Annotated in this window: 23 protein-coding genes; 8 read left to right on the top strand and 15 right to left on the bottom strand. The window is 63.9% G+C overall.

What is annotated here, in order from left to right; all coding sequences use genetic code 11:
* Positions 1–9: 9 nt before the first annotated feature.
* The 6 genes from ACPYIS_RS06055 (at position 10) to ACPYIS_RS06030 (ending at position 2,109) form a co-directional block, all read left to right on the top strand.
* Entirely contained in the window at positions 10–255 is a 246-nt protein-coding gene (locus ACPYIS_RS06055; protein WP_143902457.1) for a hypothetical protein, read from the top strand.
* A 36-nt stretch (positions 256–291) separates the two neighbouring features.
* Positions 292–888 (top strand): DUF3489 domain-containing protein, encoded by a 597-nt coding sequence (locus ACPYIS_RS06050; protein WP_424894926.1) that lies wholly within the window; start codon positions 292–294, stop codon positions 886–888.
* Entirely contained in the window at positions 885–1,082 is a 198-nt protein-coding gene (locus tag ACPYIS_RS06045; protein WP_424894927.1) for a hypothetical protein, read from the top strand. Before ACPYIS_RS06050 ends, ACPYIS_RS06045 begins: the two co-directional genes overlap by 4 nt.
* A gap of 70 nt (positions 1,083–1,152) precedes the next feature.
* Positions 1,153–1,419, top strand: coding sequence for a hypothetical protein (locus ACPYIS_RS06040; RefSeq protein ID WP_424894928.1), 267 nt, complete (start codon positions 1,153–1,155; stop codon positions 1,417–1,419).
* A gap of 104 nt (positions 1,420–1,523) precedes the next feature.
* On the top strand, positions 1,524–1,892 hold the full coding sequence (locus tag ACPYIS_RS06035; RefSeq protein ID WP_424894929.1) for a hypothetical protein: 369 nt from the start codon (positions 1,524–1,526) through the stop codon (positions 1,890–1,892).
* A gap of 10 nt (positions 1,893–1,902) precedes the next feature.
* Entirely contained in the window at positions 1,903–2,109 is a 207-nt protein-coding gene (locus ACPYIS_RS06030) for a hypothetical protein (RefSeq protein WP_424894930.1), read from the top strand.
* Here ACPYIS_RS06030 and ACPYIS_RS06025 read toward each other — a convergent pair.
* From ACPYIS_RS06025 to ACPYIS_RS05955, 15 genes are all read right to left on the bottom strand, one after another.
* Positions 2,085–2,321: a DUF7220 family protein gene (locus ACPYIS_RS06025; protein ID WP_425973999.1), complete on the bottom strand. Its 237-nt coding sequence runs from the start codon at positions 2,319–2,321 to the stop codon at positions 2,085–2,087. The genes ACPYIS_RS06030 and ACPYIS_RS06025 overlap by 25 nt on opposite strands.
* 118 nt (positions 2,322–2,439) lie before the next feature.
* Positions 2,440–3,708 (bottom strand): DNA modification methylase, encoded by a 1,269-nt coding sequence (locus tag ACPYIS_RS06020; protein WP_425973997.1) that lies wholly within the window; start codon positions 3,706–3,708, stop codon positions 2,440–2,442.
* Positions 3,695–5,098 carry a site-specific DNA-methyltransferase gene (locus ACPYIS_RS06015; RefSeq protein ID WP_425973995.1) on the bottom strand — a complete coding sequence of 468 codons (1,404 nt, stop codon included), beginning with the start codon at positions 5,096–5,098 and terminating at the stop codon, positions 3,695–3,697. Before ACPYIS_RS06015 ends, ACPYIS_RS06020 begins: the two co-directional genes overlap by 14 nt.
* 79 nt (positions 5,099–5,177) lie before the next feature.
* Positions 5,178–5,420: a hypothetical protein gene (locus ACPYIS_RS06010; RefSeq protein ID WP_424894935.1), complete on the bottom strand. Its 243-nt coding sequence runs from the start codon at positions 5,418–5,420 to the stop codon at positions 5,178–5,180.
* Positions 5,417–5,947, bottom strand: a complete 531-nt coding sequence (locus tag ACPYIS_RS06005) for a hypothetical protein (protein WP_424894936.1) — start codon at positions 5,945–5,947, stop codon at positions 5,417–5,419. The genes ACPYIS_RS06010 and ACPYIS_RS06005 overlap by 4 nt, the downstream gene beginning before the upstream one ends.
* Before the next feature lie 256 nt (positions 5,948–6,203).
* On the bottom strand, positions 6,204–6,773 hold the full coding sequence (locus ACPYIS_RS06000; RefSeq protein WP_424894937.1) for a hypothetical protein: 570 nt from the start codon (positions 6,771–6,773) through the stop codon (positions 6,204–6,206).
* The gene (locus tag ACPYIS_RS05995) at positions 6,760–6,963 is read right to left on the bottom strand and encodes a hypothetical protein (RefSeq protein WP_424894938.1); all 204 of its coding nucleotides are present in this window, start codon (positions 6,961–6,963) and stop codon (positions 6,760–6,762) included. Before ACPYIS_RS05995 ends, ACPYIS_RS06000 begins: the two co-directional genes overlap by 14 nt.
* 178 nt (positions 6,964–7,141) lie before the next feature.
* Positions 7,142–7,648 carry a GNAT family N-acetyltransferase gene (locus ACPYIS_RS05990; protein WP_424894939.1) on the bottom strand — a complete coding sequence of 169 codons (507 nt, stop codon included), beginning with the start codon at positions 7,646–7,648 and terminating at the stop codon, positions 7,142–7,144.
* Entirely contained in the window at positions 7,645–7,923 is a 279-nt protein-coding gene (locus ACPYIS_RS05985) for a DUF1778 domain-containing protein (RefSeq protein WP_424894940.1), read from the bottom strand. Before ACPYIS_RS05985 ends, ACPYIS_RS05990 begins: the two co-directional genes overlap by 4 nt.
* 59 nt (positions 7,924–7,982) lie before the next feature.
* Positions 7,983–8,561: a hypothetical protein gene (locus ACPYIS_RS05980; protein WP_424894941.1), complete on the bottom strand. Its 579-nt coding sequence runs from the start codon at positions 8,559–8,561 to the stop codon at positions 7,983–7,985.
* Positions 8,558–8,926: a hypothetical protein gene (locus tag ACPYIS_RS05975; RefSeq protein WP_424894942.1), complete on the bottom strand. Its 369-nt coding sequence runs from the start codon at positions 8,924–8,926 to the stop codon at positions 8,558–8,560. The genes ACPYIS_RS05980 and ACPYIS_RS05975 overlap by 4 nt, the downstream gene beginning before the upstream one ends.
* Positions 8,923–9,390, bottom strand: a complete 468-nt coding sequence (locus ACPYIS_RS05970; RefSeq protein WP_425973992.1) for a crossover junction endodeoxyribonuclease RuvC — start codon at positions 9,388–9,390, stop codon at positions 8,923–8,925. Before ACPYIS_RS05970 ends, ACPYIS_RS05975 begins: the two co-directional genes overlap by 4 nt.
* Entirely contained in the window at positions 9,387–9,662 is a 276-nt protein-coding gene (locus ACPYIS_RS05965) for a hypothetical protein (RefSeq protein WP_424894944.1), read from the bottom strand. Before ACPYIS_RS05965 ends, ACPYIS_RS05970 begins: the two co-directional genes overlap by 4 nt.
* 307 nt (positions 9,663–9,969) lie before the next feature.
* Positions 9,970–12,144, bottom strand: a complete 2,175-nt coding sequence (locus ACPYIS_RS05960) for an AAA family ATPase (RefSeq protein WP_409707868.1) — start codon at positions 12,142–12,144, stop codon at positions 9,970–9,972.
* A complete protein-coding gene (locus ACPYIS_RS05955; RefSeq protein WP_425973991.1) occupies positions 12,137–12,622 on the bottom strand; it encodes a hypothetical protein in 486 nt (161 codons plus the stop codon). The genes ACPYIS_RS05960 and ACPYIS_RS05955 overlap by 8 nt, the downstream gene beginning before the upstream one ends.
* Before the next feature lie 50 nt (positions 12,623–12,672).
* Here ACPYIS_RS05955 and ACPYIS_RS05950 point away from each other — a divergent pair, with 50 nt between their 5' ends.
* Together ACPYIS_RS05950 and ACPYIS_RS05945 are read left to right on the top strand one after the other, a co-directional pair.
* The gene (locus ACPYIS_RS05950; protein WP_425973990.1) at positions 12,673–12,954 is read left to right on the top strand and encodes a BrnT family toxin; all 282 of its coding nucleotides are present in this window, start codon (positions 12,673–12,675) and stop codon (positions 12,952–12,954) included.
* On the top strand, positions 12,944–13,264 hold the full coding sequence (locus ACPYIS_RS05945; protein ID WP_425973988.1) for a helix-turn-helix domain-containing protein: 321 nt from the start codon (positions 12,944–12,946) through the stop codon (positions 13,262–13,264). Before ACPYIS_RS05950 ends, ACPYIS_RS05945 begins: the two co-directional genes overlap by 11 nt.
* Positions 13,265–13,269 lie beyond the last annotated feature (5 nt).

Here is a 13,269-nt window from a genome sequence, read left to right as displayed (position 1 = left end):
GAGCAGACCATGACCCTGCGCATCCGCCAACCCCAGGTCACCGACACCAACGGCAACGCCCTCGGCCCCCGCCTGATCCGCGTCGAGTTCAACGATCAAGGCCCAGCGACCGTGATGTACGACGGCCAGCGTTACGACTTCACCGGCAAGACCGGCACCAACCTCAAAACCGGCCTGCCGGTGCGCGAGATGGCCACCGCGCGCGATGCGCGCCTGTGGATCAGCCTCGATGGCGAGCACCTGTGGGAAGACTGACTCGCGCCGATCCATCCAACGACCAGGAGAAACACCATGTCTGCACAAACTTCCCCCATCACCGAACGCCAACTCGATCTCATCACCCGCGCCCATTGCGATGCCAATGGCCTGATCGAGCCGCTGCTCGAGCTCAAGGGCGGCGCCAAGCTCAAGATGATCGCCAGCCTCGCGCAGCGGGGGTTGATCGAGCAGCAAGGCGGCCAGTGGCGCCTGAGCCCAGCAGCCATCGCGATCATCAAGGGCGAGGCGCAGCCGGAAGATGTCCTGCCGCCGACGGTGGCCACCCGCGTTGCCACGCCGCCGCTGGCCAGCGATCCGGAACTGGAAGCAGCAGTCGCCGCCGCCGAGGCCAGCTGGCAGCAGGACCAGCCCGATGCCGCCCCAAAGCGCGGTCGCGAGCACAGCAAGCAGGCGCTGGTGATCGAGATGTTGAAGCGCCCGGAGGGCGCCACCATCGCGCAGATCTGCGAGGCCACGGGCTGGCAGGCGCACACGGTACGCGGCACCTTTGCCGGCGCACTCAAGAAGAAGTTGGGCCTGACCATCGTCTCCGAGAAGATCGAAGGCCCCGCCGGCACGCCAGGTGCAGGGCAGCGCCTTTACCGCATTGCCGAGGAAGCCACCGCGTGAGCACGCAGCCTGACGCCCTGACCCCGGCAGCACCGCTGCAGGCCTTGCTCGATGCCTGCCGGGAGATCGCCCGGATGAAGCATCCGAGCATTGAGCACCTTCTGCGCCACCGGGGCTTTGGCTTCGAGGCCGACCGCATCGCCGATCTGGTGCTGGCGATTGAAGCCCTTGATGCCCAGCACGATGCAGATTGAGCTTGACTTCAGTGGCCCGAAGCGCGTTCATACAGGTGTCGCAACGATCAACTGAGAAGGAGAGCACACCATGAACACCCCCCGCGAATTTCAGACCCAGCACGCCGAACGCCGCGCCCGCGAGGCCCTGGCCCAGGCCCGATCCACCCTGGAACGGGCCCTGCGCGAACTGGATCGCTACACCAGCCGCTTCGAGGAGGCCAAGTCGCTGCGCGACAAGGCAGATGTGATGAACTGGACCTTGAACGAACTGGCCTGCAGCATCACGCCGAACCTGCGCCTGGACCTGATCGCCAGCGCCCAGGCGGAACTGGTGCGCGCCGACACGATGAAATAAGGAACCCCGAGCCAAGCGCAAAAAAGATCGAACAGGCGCTTGGCTTCCATCGCCCGAAGCGCGGCACGTTGGGTATCGCAACGATCAACCACCAGGAGCCAGAGATGAACACCACCACCCAAATCCCCGCTACCCAGAACGTGTCGTGGGGCTTTTACGGCACGATGAACGAGCAGGCCGAAGCTGCCTGGCCGTTGGCCATGACTGCGATCTCGGATGCCACCTGCCAGCCGCTCGAGTCGGTCCGCACCTTCCTCGACAGCCGCCACGGTCGCCACTTTGCCGACGATGTGCAAAACGGCCTTTACGCCGGCGCCACCCTGGCCGACGCGATCAACGCTGCCACGCAGCGCTGGATGGGCTGGACGATTGGCCGCAGCACCAGCAAACAGCACGGCATCCCCAAGGGCCTTCCCTACCTGACGGGCTTCGTGATCCACTGCGAGATCGTCGAAGAGTCTCTGGCGGCATAAGGAGCACACCATGGCCGTCGCACCCACCAGCCCACAACTCGAAGCCAACTACGACCAGTTCATCGCCGAGCTGACGGTACTCACCCGCAAGTACGGCATCGCCATCCAGTCGGTCGGTGGCGTGATCCTGGCCGACGCCCCGGACGAGTTTCGCAACGTCACGTACCGCGCCGACATCAGCAGCGGCGACCTTTACCCCGAGTTTGCGGACAGCTGACGCACGCGCAGCGCCTCAAACACCCTGCGCAGCAGGTAGCTTCGAATCAAAGAGACGACGGTAAAAATCAGGCCGATCAGCAAGTTCTCCTGCAGCGTGGCGTGCAGGCCAAAGAGCGGAAACACCGCCCACTGGGTCGCCACCGCCGCCCCGTAGCCGACCAGCACATTGGTCACGGCTTCCAGCAGCGACATCCAGCGCGACTGCTTCATCTTGCCTCCTCAGCTTCCCGGGCGTGGATTCCATGCCATGCCTTTTCCACGCCAGATCTCGCCACGCCGGGGCTTGGCATGCGGTACCGGACCTGGACCACACCCTGCCTTACGACCTTCAGTCGATCATCCCTGCCTCGAGGGGCTGATCGCTCGCCAGCTCATCGAACAGCAAGCCATCGTCGGCGCGCTGCGCCTTCTGTCCGGTCCAGTCTTGCCAGCGACGAACAATAACGTCGCAATACTTCGGATCGAGTTCCATGACCCGACAAACGCGGCCCGTCCTCTCGCAGGCAATCAGCGTGCTACCCGAACCGCCGAAGCAGTCCAAAACAAGACTGCCCGGACGACTGGAATTACGAATCGCGCGCTCAGGCACCTCCACCGGCTTCTGGGTCGGGTGCAAGGCATTCTTCGCGGGCTTCTTGATCTCCCACACGTCGCCCTGGTCACGATCACCGCACCAGTGCCGATTAGCCCCCTCACGCCAACCGTAGAGGATGGGCTCGTACTGGCGCTGGTAGTCGGCATGCCCGAGCGTGAAGGTGTGCTTGGCCCAGATGATGAAGGTCGACCACTTGCCGCCGGCGGCGCGGAAAGCCGCTTGCAGTGTGTCGAGTTCGCTGGAGGACATGGCGATGTAGATTGCACCGTCGCACCGCTGTAGCGCAGGCTTGAGTGCGGCAAGCAGGAAGGCCTGAAAGCCTTCGCCCAGGTTGTCGTTCAGAATAGGTCGGTGCTTGCCGCGCAGCTTGTCCTTGGGACTGTTGGCATAGTCCACGTTGTACGGCGGATCTTGAAAGATCATCGCCACCCGCTCGGTGCCCAGCAGCGTGTCGTAACTTGCCGGATCGGTCGCATCGCCACAAAGCAGCCGGTGCTGGCCCATGATCCAGACATCGCCGGGTTTGGAGACCGGTCTGACCGGCACCTCGGGGGCGGCATCCTCGTCGGTGTTGCCCTCGGTGGTGGTCTCCTCGCCGGCCATGATTTCCAGCAACTCGTCGGCATCGAAGCCGGTGAGCGCCAGGTCGAAGTCGTCGAGCTTGAGTTCTTCGAGTTCGAGGCGCAGCAGATCCTCATCCCAGTCCGCCCAGGTAGCCGAGCGGTTGACCAAGATACGAAAGGCCTTGAGCTGCGTCTCGGTCAGGTCGTCAGCCAGGATGACTGGCACCTGTTCCAAGCCAAGATGCAGCGCAGCCTTGTAACGAAGATGACCATCACAAATTTCGCCGGTGCTCTTGGCGATGATCGGGATGCGAAAGCCAAAATCCCGGATAGCGCTGGCCATCTGCTCGACGGCGTGGTCGTTCTTCCTGGGATTTCTTGCGTAGGGGATCAGCCGGCTGGTCGGCCAGTGTTCGAGTTTGAGGTCACTCAGTTGCATCTGCCGTCTCCAATCGTTCAGCTTCGACCTCGGCAAAGGTCTGTCCGGTGGCGATGAGCGTCACCGGGATGTCCGGGTGGTTTTGTTGGAAGCGCTTGACCGCCACGTCGGTGTACTGCGGGGCCAGTTCGATGGCACGGGCCTGTCGTCCAGTTTTCTGGGCGGCCAGGATCGTGGTGCCCGAACCGCCGAAGGGTTCGAATACCAAGTCCCCCGGGTCCGAGTACGCCAGCAGGATGTGCTCGGGCAGGGCCACCGGAAACACCGCCGGATGATCAATGTCCCGGCCGATCTTGCCCTTGTGGCGCATCACGCGAATCACGCTGTCCGGGATGCGGAAGTCCTGGGTGGGCTGCCCGGCATGGGTCCATCCACCGACCTCGCCATCCTTGCCGCGCATCGCCGTGGAACTGCCATCGGCGCGCAGGTGCGAGTCCTGGCCGGCGTGCTTGCACGGCACGATCTTGTTGGGCTTCCTGCTTTGGCGGTTGAAGTGGAAGACAAACTCGAAGCTGGGTGCGAGGCGTCCGGCCCAGTCGCCCGGCATCCCCGGCCCCTGGTCCCAGACGTACCAGCCAAAACGCCGCCAGCCTTGCGTGCGCATCCAACTGATCCAGCCGTCCCAGTACGGGATCACTTCGTTGTCGCGGTGGATCAGGCCGAGGTTCACCAGCACCTGACCGTCGCCGGCCATCGGCAAGTTGGCGAAGACACCGCGCATCAGCGCATCCCAGTCGGCGATGCCTTGCGTGTAGTTACGCTGCTGGCCGTAGGGTGGGCTGGTGAAGCACAGGCTCGCCTGGTCGCCCGCCATCAGCGCCGCGACCACGGCCGGATCGGTCGAGTCGCCGCAGATCAGGCGATGCGCACCCAGTTGCCAGATGTCGCCAGCTCGGCTGACCGGGGTGGCGGGCGCCTCCGGGATGTCCTCGTCGGTGCTTTCGGTAAATCCGCCCATGGGCGGATTTGTTTCGTCGCCCGGATCGGCATCGCCGAGCAGGTCGTCGATCTCCTCGTCGCTGAAGCCGGTGAGTGCCAGGTCGAACCCGGCGGCGGACAGCTCGGCCAGTTCGGCCGCCAGCAACTCCTCATTCCACCCTGCCTGCAGCGCCAGTTGGTTATCCGCCAGGATATATGCGCGGCGCTGGGTGGGTGTCAGGTGATCGAGCACCACCACCGGCACGACGTCGAGCGCGAGTTTCTTCGCGGCGGCCAAGCGACCGTGCCCGGCCATGACCTCGCCTTCTCCGGACACCAGCATCGGCGAGATAAAACCGTACTCGACGATGCTGCTGGCGATCTTCGCCACCTGGGCATCGGAGTGGGTGCGCGCATTCTTGGCGTAGGGCTTGAGCCGGTCCAGCGGCCACAGCTCGATGCGGCGGGCCATGGCAGGGGTGAAGGGAGTCGTCATGGATGACCCTCGACGAAAGTGTTGAAACATTCGTCAGGGGGATCTGACGAAGAAGTCAGCGCAAGCGCTGGGTGATCTCGCGGGCGATCACCGGAATCAATGCATCAAGGTGTTGGCGCAGGATGTCGCGCACCAGGGCTTCGAGGAGTTCGGGCGACAAGTCCGCCGCTGCGGGCTCCTCGACGGGATCGGGGCGCAGGCCCGCTGCGAAGGCTTTGCCGACCACGTCGCTCACATCGGCGTAGGTCGGCTCCTTGGGGTTCCACATCGGGTGGGTTTTGATCGGGTGTTTCTTCATCGGGCCAGATCCTCCAGCGCTTCACGAATGGCGACATCGAGGATGTCGGTGACGCCGCGTACATCCGGGTCGGCCACGACCAGCGCCACGATCTCCGGGGCAACCTTGCGCGGGATCTGCTGCATGCGGTCGCGCAGCTGGCGGGCCAGCTGGAAATACTTGATGTCGACCTCGTCCTTGCTGATCAGCTTGCCGGTGCGCTCTTCAAATTCGAGCTTGGCCAGGCGCGCCGAGTAGGTTTCGCGCACCGCCCGGGCCTTGTGGTAATCGACACCCCGGGCCTCGTCACTGGTCGGGTGCATCGGCGGCGGTGCAGTGGGCTGGGACACCGGTGGTGGTCGGGCGGTGGTCACCCTCGGGGTGGTCGGCTGGGCGGTGCGCGTGTGCCGATCCCACTGGGCATCGGCTTTGGCCGGATCGATGCTGCCATCGGGTTCGGGGTGAATGCGCCCGGTGGCAATCGCCTTCTGGACAGCGGACAGGGCCACGCCGCGATGCCGGGCGTAGGCACGCAAGCTCATGCTCATGGGGGTCTCCAAGGGGTCGATGGCAGTCCGGGTGACCACTGACCACCTGACCACCTATTTTTTGAGTCTGACGCTAGGCAAGCGTCGCGCTGCGCGCGGCCCCCGCGCTTCAGATGGCCCGGGAGGACCCGTTAATCGTCGCCAGAGGCGCGATTGCGACCCTGGCAATACTCGGTGATGCCTGCATCGCAAAGTCGCTCAAAAGGCTTCCTATCGCGTTTTAGGGCTATCGACTTTCAGTGTTCCGACGCGCTGATCAGCCCTTCGTCAGTTCTTCCCGCAGCGCCCGTTCTATCTGCCGCTGGTACTCCCGCAGCGCCACGCTGCGCACCGTGTCGGCCATGCCAAAGCGCGGCTCGACCTTCTGCTGGCGACGCAGCAGGTACAAGGCCAGGATGCGCTTCTCGTCACGACGCTCGAACACGGCACCGGCACGGTAGAACACGTTCTTCTTCGCCAGCATCTGGCCCGGCCACTGGCTCTTGGGGATCACCTGCGTGCGAGCCTTCTGCGCCATCGGCCCGACCGGAATCGCCAGCTTGCCGGTCTTGGTGCCCCCGGTTTCCTGCAGCGCCATGAAGCGGTCGCGCGACCAGACCTCGGCCATCAGCGTGCGGGGCTTGGCCGGCGTGACGCCAATGCCCCGGCTGACCCACGGGCGGCGCAGGTTGAAGCGCTCGGGCAGACCCTCGCGCACCGCATCGCGGGCATCGAATGCTGTTCGGGTCAGGGCTTTGGCAGCGGCATCCGGGATGCGCTTGGCGGCAACGTCCGACAGGTACTCAGTCGCCTTGGCCACATCGGCGGTGACGTCAAGTTTCAGCATCGGCAGGCTTCCGGCGGCGTGGGGCGGTTGGAGTGTCGTGCTGGTCAGCAGACTCGAAAGCAATGCCGGCCTGCTGCGCCAGGATCTGTTCGGCGGTAGGCACATCGACATCCACTGTCAGGCCGGGGACGAACGAGCGCACGCCACCGTCGCCGGTGAGAACCACCGGGCGGGTGATGAGGATTTTCATGGGGGGTCTCCAAGGCTGGGCAGACAGGCGAAGGCCAAGCCCAGAAACGACAACGCCCACCAAGGTCTCCCCGGTGGGCGCAGTTATCAGCAGTACATGAACACTGTACCTTGTGTCCGGACGGGATTCAATCAGGTTTCGGAAAACAACCTCAAAAAATTTTCCGCTTCTGATCGAATCACCCCGCCAGTAGCGCCTTGAGATCCTTGAGCATCAGGAACAGGTGATAGGGATCGGTTGGGCTGGGCTCGAACTCCCAAGACTCATACCACCGCCGCGCAGCCTCATCCTTGGCATGAACCAGCAGGCAACGAATGCCCGCAATGTCAGCCGCCTGTGCAGTGCGCAGCAGCGCGTCCTTGAGCAGCGCCTTGCCAAGACCCTTTCCCTGGTGATCACGATCCACGGCCAGTCGCGCCAGGATCATGACTGGCACAGGATGCCGGGCCAAGCCCTTCATGACGCGAGCTGGCGCATCCTCCGGATCAACACTGCCGACCGCCAGACTGTAGAAGCCCACGACCTCACCGCCAAGGCAGCACACGTAGGTCTGGGCGCTGTTGGCCTTCTGGTTGACCAGGGCATAGCGTTGCAGGAACTGGTTGAGCGACGGTTGCCCGCAGTCAAAGCCTTCCGTCGAATCCGCTGGTGCGAGCTTGCGGACCGATTCATACGCTGCACTCAACCCAGCACCCCGGGTTCACTGAGCAGTTTCTTCAAGCGCGGCTTGGCTTGCACGGGGCGATCCAGCGCCTGCTGAAACGCCTGCCACTGGTCGTCGTTCAGCACAAAGTGACGACGATCTGCCAGCGCCTGGTTGGCCGCGATCACCCCGGCATCCAGCAGAAATTCGCTGACGTTCTTGTGGCAAGAACGCGCAGCCTCCTGCAGCAGCTGCTTGACAGCGCTGCTGGCGCGGACATCGATCCGTTCGGTTTTGGAGAGGTTCAAGGTGCTCATGGCAACCCCCATGTTATGAAACTACCTCCATAATAGCGTCCGGACGATGTCCTGACAAGTCAGACGTGCGTTGATGTCTCTCGGCGCCGAGACCTGGGCGCTCGCTCATAGCCGTAGTACCGGGCCAGCACGCCGAGTGCAGCGACCAGGATGCCCTTGGCCTCGTTTTTCTCGACACGCTTACCGTTCCAGCCATCGCGCAATGCCCAATCGCGGATCGACATCTGCAGCCCAGCCACGTACCACAGCGCCGATCCTGCCGGAGAGCCACTGCCGCCCACCGCCTCCAGCGCATCCCGAACCGCTCGGGCGGCACTGGCGTTGCGCTCAATCAGCATTTCCCCCGGTGCCGTGCCGCAGGGCAGTCCATCGAGCCGGCTACTGGCCACGCCGCTGGCAAAGGCCCGGGCGAAATCCTGCGAGAACTGCTGCCCCGCATCGTGCATGGCGCCGGTGATACTGCCGTTCCTGAGCATCAGCGCCAGCGTGTCCACCGTGCGGTAATGGTCAACCGGCTTCTGGTCATCGTCCTCCTCGCGGACGTAGCGGATCACGCTGCCATCCGGGCGGATGTGCTCTTCACCCAGACGGGGTTTGCGTTCTGCCCGGGCCTTGGCGCGTTGCGTCTTCTTGGTCATGACCGTCCCTCCCCAAGTTGCCCGAGGGTCGCCAGCGCACCATCGCGGCTGCGCTGCACTGTGACTGACTTCGGTGTCGTGGCGATCACCGTCCAGGTCTCGCCATCGCCCCGGTCAATCACCTCACCCTCAGCCCAAGGTGTGCTCTTGCGGGAAGCCACAGTGCGCGCGCCGTAGAGCTTGGTGGCGATGCCGGTCAGAAATGCCCGATCCCACTCATCGTAAATGTCCTCCAGCGGCACGACCACGATGCCTTGCTTGTGCCAGGCTGCCGCACGCATGGCGCGCAGTTCGTCGCTGCTGGCGGGTGATGCTGGCGCCAGGCGCCCGAGGGCGCAGGGGATGGAAGCGGTGTGAGTTCTCATGCCACACCCCCTTGGGCCATCGCCCAGTCCAGCAGCGCCAGCGCATCGGCGTGGTTGTCGTCGACCGGATCGAAGCCGCGTACCTTGGCGGCCGCCATCATCTCGGCCTTGCCGGCATTGCCCTTGCCGGTGGCGTGCTTCTTGATCGTGCCCACGGGCACGCCCTGGTACGGGATCTGGTGGTGTTCGCACCAGGCCGTCAGGTGCGCCATGAAGCCACCGTAGGCATGCGCCGCATCAACGCCCATGTGTCGACGTACTTCCTCGAACACCACCCAGTCGAGTCCGTCGGCACACTGCTTGATGTCGGTGAGCCAGCGCTTGAAGCGCAGGTAGCGAAGGCCGCCACCCTCGAAACGGGTGGTCTTGAAGGACTCGCTGCCACCGTCGAGGAGTCCGTCGCGGCTGACCAAGGCCCAGCCGGTGGTCGTGCCCAGATCCAGGGCCAGAATGCTCGTGTTCATTGTGCACCTCCTGCCCGTTGGGCGCGGGGACGCCGACCGGGCGCGTGGTGCGCCGGGCAGCGACGATTGACGTACAGCAGCGACAGCCCCGTCGTGAATTCGAAATCCGCACCGCAACTCAGGCACTGGCTGCGCCAGGTCAGGATCACGGAGGGCTGGCCGTCGCGGCGGATATGGGGCTGCGTCTTGACCAGCACATAGGACTGGCCCTCGAGCGAGAATCGGGCACCCAGGCCAGGAGGTGTGCTGAAGCACAGGGGCTGTTTTTTCATCACACCACCTCCCGGGCGCGCACACCCCTTACGCAGTAGCTGAGAGGTAATACCGCGTCAGCGGGTATTACCTCTCTATCTCTATAAGAGATAGGGGGTCTGCAGTGCAGTGTTGGCTGGCACCTAAGTTGTTGATGTGCATTGGTTTTTTCAGAATGCAGACGATTTTTTCGAGGCTGCATTCTGCAGTCTGAATTTCCACGAAAAACCATATGAATCAAAAGCTTGGCTGTGCAGCCAGAATGCAGAATGCAAAACTTCTGCCCAGATTGCAGGCCGGTTTGGACAGGGTATCGGGTGATTTTTTTCATGGATTGGACTCCTGGCTGGCTTCGTCCCGATAGACCCAGACGTCAGGGTTCTCGACGTCCACAAGCGCACCGGTGAGCGGGGATTTGTAGTGGGTGGGCAGTACGCGCAGGGGCACTTTCCTGAGCTCGCCGGTGGCCGGATCGATCTCATCGAGCGTGCTGGTCAGCACCATGTCTTCCACACACAGGTAGCCGTATTTGCTGCGCCCGACCGATGGCAGCCCGTAGTCATGGGCGTTGCGGAAATACTTGATGTAGCCCTTGGTGGCGAGCACCGAGAGGCGGTCGAGGATGGTGCGTTTGCCACCCAGGCCATCGGCGTTTTCAAAGGCGTCGGCGAACTGGCTCGCGAGGTAGCAGCGCCCCTTGGAGGCTTCCTCAAAAATGATCTGCAAGATGACGTCATGCTTGCGCCGCCGCTCCGCATCGAGCTTGGCGCCGTAGTCCTGCATCGCCAGGCGCACGCTGGGGTTGATCTCGCGCCACTCGCCCTCGATCTTGTCGATGTGCTTTTGCGGGATGGCCACGCCGTTGCGAAGCTCGAAGATCAGCTCGCGTGGCGTGCGCGTCTCATCCGGGCGGAACAGCAGCATCCCGGTCGAGTAGTAGCCGCGCAGACTGCCGGCCCCGGCCAAGGCCTGGAACGGGTCTTCCTCGAACTGCTTCTTGCCGAGTTTTCGGGTGTGGTGCACCAAGATGATCCCGGCGCTGGGATTGACCGCATCGCGCAGACGCTCGACCCGCTGCGACAGGAAGTAGAGCATCGCCGCGTTGTCGTTCTCGCTGGCCTGGCCCTCGCCACCGTCGAAGACGTTGCGGATCGGATCGATGGCGATCACGTCCGGTGGCGAGCCGTTGAAGGCACGCTCCATCGCTGGAATCACCTGCGCGAGCCCCTCGTCGTTGAGGATCAGGCGCAGCTGCGGCGTGGCCACGAAGTGCGTGCGCGCATCCAGGACGCGGCTGGGCGGCAGGGCAATGCCCTTCACCCGTTCGCGCAGGTAGTGGTACTGCACCTCGGCCTGTAGGTAAAAGACGCGCAGCGGACGGCTCGGGCGCATGCCCAGGAACGCCGCGCCACCGGCCATGTGGGTCAACCACGACAAGAGGAAATCGCTCTTGCCCACCTTGGGCGCACCACCAAACACCAGCATCCCGCCCGGGGTGAGCACGCGCGGCTCGATCAGATCCGGTGGCAAGGGGGAATCGTCATCGAGCAGATGGCCCAGGCTATAGGTCGGCAACAGGCTCGGGGCGGCCTTGACGATGCGCCGCTCGCCCGTGTCGAGGAAGGCCTGCACCTCGAACCCTTCCTCGACGGCATCAGCCACATCCCAGCCGGTAGGCCGATCCGTGGGCGGCACGAGAATCGCCACCGACACCGCGCCGGCACTGACACAGGCCCGCGCGGCGGCTTCGGCATAGTCCCAGCCGGGCGCATCGCGATCCGGCCAGATCAGCACCGCTTTGCCCGCCAGTGGGGTCCAGTCGGTCTTGTCGATGGGCGCTTTGGCGCCGTTCATCGCCGTGGTGGCGGTGATGCCCATGCGGATCAGGGCGTCGGCGCACTTCTCGCCTTCGACCAGGATCACGCTGTCGGCGCGCGAGACATCGGGCAAGTTGTAGAGCGGTCGGGGATCAGGGGCGCGGCACATGCGGGCGCGCACATCCCAGGGGCGGAACTCCTTCTTACCGGGCTCCGGGTCGTAGCGATAGACACAGGCGATCAGCTCGCCCGTAGCGCTGAGGTAGTCCCACTTGGCGGTGTGGGGCCCGAGTGCATCGATGGGCACCTCCGAGCGGGTGGGCATCGGCGTGACCAGGGACCGGCCCACCAGCCGGGCAGCGGCCTCCAGCACCGCCGCGAAGTCGCGTTTGGTATCCAGACCCAGGTGGCCGGCAATCGCGGCGAAGACATCGCCGCCTTCACCGGTCGCGTGGTCGTGCCACAGCCCGGCCTTGTCGCCATCGAGCGCAATTTCCAGGCTGTCGCCCGCCTCGCCCTGGATGTTGCCGATCAGGAACTTGTTGCCCCGGATCTTGCCGGCCGGAAACAGTGCCATCAGCACCGCTGGCAGCCGCGCCAGCAGTTCGCGTTTGAGCTCATCGCGCTGGGCGTTGAGGTCCACAGGACCGCCTGCAACGGGCGGAATATCGTTGAAATCAAGCATGGGTCGTTTCTCCAGAAGTGTTCAAAGGGGTGGCCGCGCAGAGGCCAACAGCGCTAGAGCGCACGGTCTCGTGGCTGGCGGCAATGCCGGGATCAGGGGATGGGGCCAGGACGGGCACCTTGATCGGCACCTTCTGCCAATGCGCCTTCTCGTCGGCGAGGTAGCCGGCCTTCCTGGCGACGAAGCGCACGAAGTCCGGATGCAAGCCAACCAGGTCGCACCACAGGCCAAAGTCATCACCGAGCAGAAAGCGCCGGGCCTCGCGGCGTGGCCGAACCGACAGCGACAGACAGTCACCGATGGCCCGCGCAATGACAGCAACCACCAGGCGTGACTCGGGCGTCACCAGGAAGGTGTGGCGGTTGAGCATCTTCTCGATGGGATGCACACCGACCAGGGGCTTGGGCGGTGCCCAGCGCTCGACCCACACGGTGCGGTAGGTCTTGCGTGCGGGGATGCGTTTGGAGGTGGTGCTCATTGCGCACCTCCAAACTTGCCGAAAGTAGGCCAATGAACTACACTTGAACCATGAATTTCGAATGGGATGAAGCGAAAAGCGATGCGTGCTTTGCCGAGCGCGGGTTTGATTTCGCCTACGCCGCCAGAGCCTTCTTCGACCCGGATCGTCTGATCCAGGCCGACACTCGGCACAGCTACGGCGAAGATCGCTACCAACTGATGGGCAAGATCGAACATCGCCTGTTCGTGGTGGTCTACACGCCCAGGCATGACGTCATCCGCATCATTTCGGCACGCAAAGCCAACCAACGAGAGGTCAAGCACTATGAAAACAGTACGCATGACGATTGATCCGGCCGTCCCGGCAACACAGGCCTCCGGGCGCATTGACCCTGCTCGCGTAGATGCCACGACCGAGGCGGACATTGCCAAGCAAGCCGCTGCCGACGAAGCGGAGGCCATGCAGGACGCCGCAAAATTTGCGCGTCGTGTCCGCAAGCGCTTGGGATTGAGCCAGGCCGAGTTTTCCGAGCGCATCGATGTCTCACTGGACACCATCCGCAACTGGGAACAGGGCAAGCGCAGCCCAACGGGCGCGGCCAAGGCACTGCTTAAGGTGCTCGATAAAGCCCCTGAGGCAGCCCTCGCAGCCTTGCATTGAAACTG

This window comes from Tepidimonas sp. HKU78 (assembly GCF_049860815.1).
Lineage (GTDB): Bacteria > Pseudomonadota > Gammaproteobacteria > Burkholderiales > Burkholderiaceae_C > Tepidimonas.
Note: the sequence above shows the minus strand (reverse complement) of the source record. Positions and strands in the feature narration are given on the sequence as shown.

Bases quoted from the DNA above. Each gene is read 5' to 3' on its own strand.
- ACPYIS_RS06055 (WP_143902457.1), top strand. From the start codon at position 10: ATGACCCTGCGCATCCGCCAACCCCAGGTCACCGACACCAACGGCAAC.
- ACPYIS_RS06050 (WP_424894926.1), top strand. From the start codon at position 292: ATGTCTGCACAAACTTCCCCCATCACCGAACGCCAACTCGATCTCATC.
- ACPYIS_RS06040 (WP_424894928.1), top strand. From the start codon at position 1,153: ATGAACACCCCCCGCGAATTTCAGACCCAGCACGCCGAACGCCGCGCC.
- ACPYIS_RS06035 (WP_424894929.1), top strand. From the start codon at position 1,524: ATGAACACCACCACCCAAATCCCCGCTACCCAGAACGTGTCGTGGGGC.
- ACPYIS_RS06030 (WP_424894930.1), top strand. From the start codon at position 1,903: ATGGCCGTCGCACCCACCAGCCCACAACTCGAAGCCAACTACGACCAG.
- ACPYIS_RS06025 (WP_425973999.1), bottom strand. From the start codon at position 2,321: ATGAAGCAGTCGCGCTGGATGTCGCTGCTGGAAGCCGTGACCAATGTG.
- ACPYIS_RS06020 (WP_425973997.1), bottom strand. From the start codon at position 3,708: ATGCAACTGAGTGACCTCAAACTCGAACACTGGCCGACCAGCCGGCTG.
- ACPYIS_RS06015 (WP_425973995.1), bottom strand. From the start codon at position 5,098: ATGGCCCGCCGCATCGAGCTGTGGCCGCTGGACCGGCTCAAGCCCTAC.
- ACPYIS_RS06010 (WP_424894935.1), bottom strand. From the start codon at position 5,420: ATGAAGAAACACCCGATCAAAACCCACCCGATGTGGAACCCCAAGGAG.
- ACPYIS_RS06005 (WP_424894936.1), bottom strand. From the start codon at position 5,947: ATGAGCATGAGCTTGCGTGCCTACGCCCGGCATCGCGGCGTGGCCCTG.
- ACPYIS_RS06000 (WP_424894937.1), bottom strand. From the start codon at position 6,773: ATGCTGAAACTTGACGTCACCGCCGATGTGGCCAAGGCGACTGAGTAC.
- ACPYIS_RS05995 (WP_424894938.1), bottom strand. From the start codon at position 6,963: ATGAAAATCCTCATCACCCGCCCGGTGGTTCTCACCGGCGACGGTGGC.
- ACPYIS_RS05985 (WP_424894940.1), bottom strand. From the start codon at position 7,923: ATGAGCACCTTGAACCTCTCCAAAACCGAACGGATCGATGTCCGCGCC.
- ACPYIS_RS05980 (WP_424894941.1), bottom strand. From the start codon at position 8,561: ATGACCAAGAAGACGCAACGCGCCAAGGCCCGGGCAGAACGCAAACCC.
- ACPYIS_RS05975 (WP_424894942.1), bottom strand. From the start codon at position 8,926: ATGAGAACTCACACCGCTTCCATCCCCTGCGCCCTCGGGCGCCTGGCG.
- ACPYIS_RS05970 (WP_425973992.1), bottom strand. From the start codon at position 9,390: ATGAACACGAGCATTCTGGCCCTGGATCTGGGCACGACCACCGGCTGG.
- ACPYIS_RS05965 (WP_424894944.1), bottom strand. From the start codon at position 9,662: ATGAAAAAACAGCCCCTGTGCTTCAGCACACCTCCTGGCCTGGGTGCC.
- ACPYIS_RS05960 (WP_409707868.1), bottom strand. From the start codon at position 12,144: ATGCTTGATTTCAACGATATTCCGCCCGTTGCAGGCGGTCCTGTGGAC.
- ACPYIS_RS05955 (WP_425973991.1), bottom strand. From the start codon at position 12,622: ATGAGCACCACCTCCAAACGCATCCCCGCACGCAAGACCTACCGCACC.
- ACPYIS_RS05950 (WP_425973990.1), top strand. From the start codon at position 12,673: ATGAATTTCGAATGGGATGAAGCGAAAAGCGATGCGTGCTTTGCCGAG.
- ACPYIS_RS05945 (WP_425973988.1), top strand. From the start codon at position 12,944: ATGACGATTGATCCGGCCGTCCCGGCAACACAGGCCTCCGGGCGCATT.